This is a genomic window from Vibrio sp. V42_P2S4T144, assembly GCF_009904715.1.
Taxonomy (GTDB): domain Bacteria; phylum Pseudomonadota; class Gammaproteobacteria; order Enterobacterales; family Vibrionaceae; genus Vibrio; species Vibrio alginolyticus.
In genome coordinates this window covers 1-2,701 of sequence record NZ_WXWS01000513.1, presented here as the reverse complement: position 1 = coordinate 2,701, position 2,701 = coordinate 1, and the positions used below count along the sequence as shown (strand labels likewise).

The window sequence follows — 2,701 nt, the reverse complement described above, 5'->3', positions numbered from 1 at the left end:
AGGTAAGCTTGTTAGCGAAAAATGACGAGGAGAGTAAATGTGAATACAGAAATTATAACTATGGCTAAAGAAGCGCTGGATATGTTTGCGTTTCTAGCAACCGAACTTATCATCTTATTTCTGGCAATTAGCTACATTGTCGGTGTGTTGCAAGATTTTCTAACGCCAGAAAAAATTCAATCTATTCTCAGCTCGAAAAAGGGTAAAGGTTACTTCATTGCTGCGTTGCTAGGTTCGATTACGCCTTTCTGTTCGTGTTCGACCATTCCTTTCTTAAAAGGCTTGTTGCGTGCAAGAGCAGGTTTTGGACCTATGATGGTGTTCCTATTTGCAAGCCCGTTGCTTAACCCAGTGATTATTGGCTTGTTTGTGGTGACTTTTGGTTGGAAAGTTGCGGTATTTTACTTTGCTATCGCGATGTCAGTATCAGTGGTAGCAGGCTATGTACTTGAAAAACTAGGGTTTGAACGTTACGTCAAACCAGAAGCATATCAAGCGGTAGGTTCTTCTTCGTGCGGTACTTCTTGTGGCGATTCAAGCAAGAAAAAAGAAGAAGCGAGACCAGCATCAATCTGTGGTACCAGCGCCTGCAATGAACCTACGCCAGTTGCGGCGAAAACATCTTACTGTGGTGATGCACCAAAACCTGAACCTAAAGTGGAAGTGTCTTGCTGCTCATCAGACGGTAGTGCAACAGCGACAGTCTTGGAAGAGAAAGAACCTAGCCGCTGGGCACGTATTTGGCAATCAACTTGGAAAGACTTTAAGCAAGTGTTCCCTTATCTCATGATGGGCATTGCGATTGGTTCATTTATCTATGGCTTCATCCCGACGGAGTTCATTGCGGAGTTCGCTGGTGAAGCGAAGTGGTACGCGATTCCGGTCGCAGCAATCATTGGTATTCCATTGTACATCCGTGCAGAGGCGGTCATTCCACTTAGCGCGGCACTAGTACAAAAAGGTATGGCTCTTGGATCTGTTATGGCGCTTATTATTGGTAGTGCTGGCGCAAGTCTTACAGAAGTGATTTTGTTGAAATCAATTTTTAAGAACCAAATGATCGCTGCCTTCCTAATCGTTATCTTAACGATGGCCATGGGAGCGGGTTACTTATATAGCTGGGCTTTTTTATAAAAATAACCCTCGGGCGATTGCTCGAGGGCTCTGTTTTTGTCGCCATATAGGGAAAGGGAAGTTTCCTATACCGCGCAGACTATAAAAAAATAACGAGGTTACTCGTAAATACTATAGGAGAAATACTTGCTGGCGATGGTTTTATGCTTACCGCTCTGGATCAATTTTTGTATTCCGCTATCGAGTAATGCTTTTAATTCTTTGTCTTGTTTTCTCACTGCTACGCCAATGCCACGGCCGAACCACTTTTCCTCTGTAAACGCTGGTCCAGTAAAGTGATAGCCTTTACCTTGTGCAGTTTCAAGAAAACCAGCACTTAAACCGATTGAGCCGCCAAATACAGCATCTAACCGTCCATTGAGTAGATCGGTAAATGCCTCATCGAACGTACCATAACGACGAATATCAATATCTGGATACAAGGCAGAAAGGTACTTATCACCAATTGTGGCTCTTTGAACTCCAATAGATAAACGATTTAGGCTGCCGTCATCCATGTTGATTTCTCTATCATTTTTCATTACAAAACGAGTCGGTACTTTTGCATAAGGGACGGTGAAATCGACTTTCTTTTCTCGTTCTTCTGTGATTGTCATTGCAGCAATAATCGCATCGTTCTTGCGACTAAGGAGAGAAGGGATGATGCCATCCCAATCCATTTTTGAGATAACGCACTTTACTTCTAACTCTTTGCATAACGCGTTAGCGAGGTCGACTTCAAACCCTTCTAGCTTTCCCTCTTTTGTCGTCCAGCTAAATGGGGGGTAAGCCCCTTCAACAGTGAAGCGAATTTGTTTCCACTCTTTCGCATGGCTGAAAACTGAAAATAAGCTAATAAACAATACGACTATCCATTTCATAAACGTTTCCTTGTAACTATTTGGAAACCAATGTTTAACACAAAGTAAGCAAATATCAATGGAAGTGCATATATGTGTGACCTTTCGCCCGCATTGTGTGAGCGAAAGGTTTTGCGTGTATTACAGCTTATCTTCAATAGTTACGAGGGGAACTCTCGTTGAGACAGCGTGAAGTGCAATGTTGTGAATCATTTCATCGACCGTGGTACAGCTATCCATTAAGATCGAAACATCATACTTGTCCGCAGATTTTGAAATAGCAGTATGTGTCACGCAGTTTTGTGTCATCATTCCGCATACAAGTAACTCCGTTACATTTTTGCTTGCCAATACTTCTTCTAAACGTGTTCCTTCAAAGCTATCTGCGAAGTGCTTTACCACGATTTCGGAATTCGGCGCTAAAGCAAGAACTTCTGGGTGAATATTGGCACCGTCGCTGCCTTCATTGAAGAACGGGGCAATACCCATGGCAGGGTCGGCAATATGCTGAATATGAATCACAGGAATGTTTTGCTCATTGGCTTTAGTTATTACTCTCTTAACATTGTCTAAAGTCGATTCTGTATTCCATAAAGGAAACTTTCCTTCCGGGAAATAGTCGTTTTGCAAATCAATTACAAGTAGGGCTTTTTGAGTCATTTTCTTTTCCTTTTATTCAGGATCATTGCGGTACGAATAATATAAAGACTTTTAGCTACCTTCTTTAG

General features: G+C 42.2%; 3 protein-coding genes. 1 reads left to right on the top strand and 2 read right to left on the bottom strand.

The annotated features are described in order from the left end of the window. The first annotated feature begins 60 nt into the window (after positions 1 to 60). Positions 61 to 1,134: a permease gene (locus CAG68_RS16935; protein WP_237667893.1), complete on the top strand. Its 1,074-nt coding sequence runs from the start codon at positions 61 to 63 to the stop codon at positions 1,132 to 1,134. Positions 1,135 to 1,232: 98 nt separating this feature from the next. On the opposite strand, the gene CAG68_RS16930 is transcribed toward CAG68_RS16935, so the two are convergent. Both CAG68_RS16930 and CAG68_RS16925 read right to left on the bottom strand, forming a co-directional pair. After that, positions 1,233 to 1,994 carry a transporter substrate-binding domain-containing protein gene (locus tag CAG68_RS16930; RefSeq protein ID WP_086046774.1) on the bottom strand — a complete coding sequence of 254 codons (762 nt, stop codon included), beginning with the start codon at positions 1,992 to 1,994 and terminating at the stop codon, positions 1,233 to 1,235. Positions 1,995 to 2,114: 120 nt separating this feature from the next. After that, positions 2,115 to 2,633 (bottom strand): cysteine hydrolase family protein, encoded by a 519-nt coding sequence (locus CAG68_RS16925; protein WP_054728508.1) that lies wholly within the window; start codon positions 2,631 to 2,633, stop codon positions 2,115 to 2,117. Positions 2,634 to 2,701: the final 68 nt, after the last annotated feature.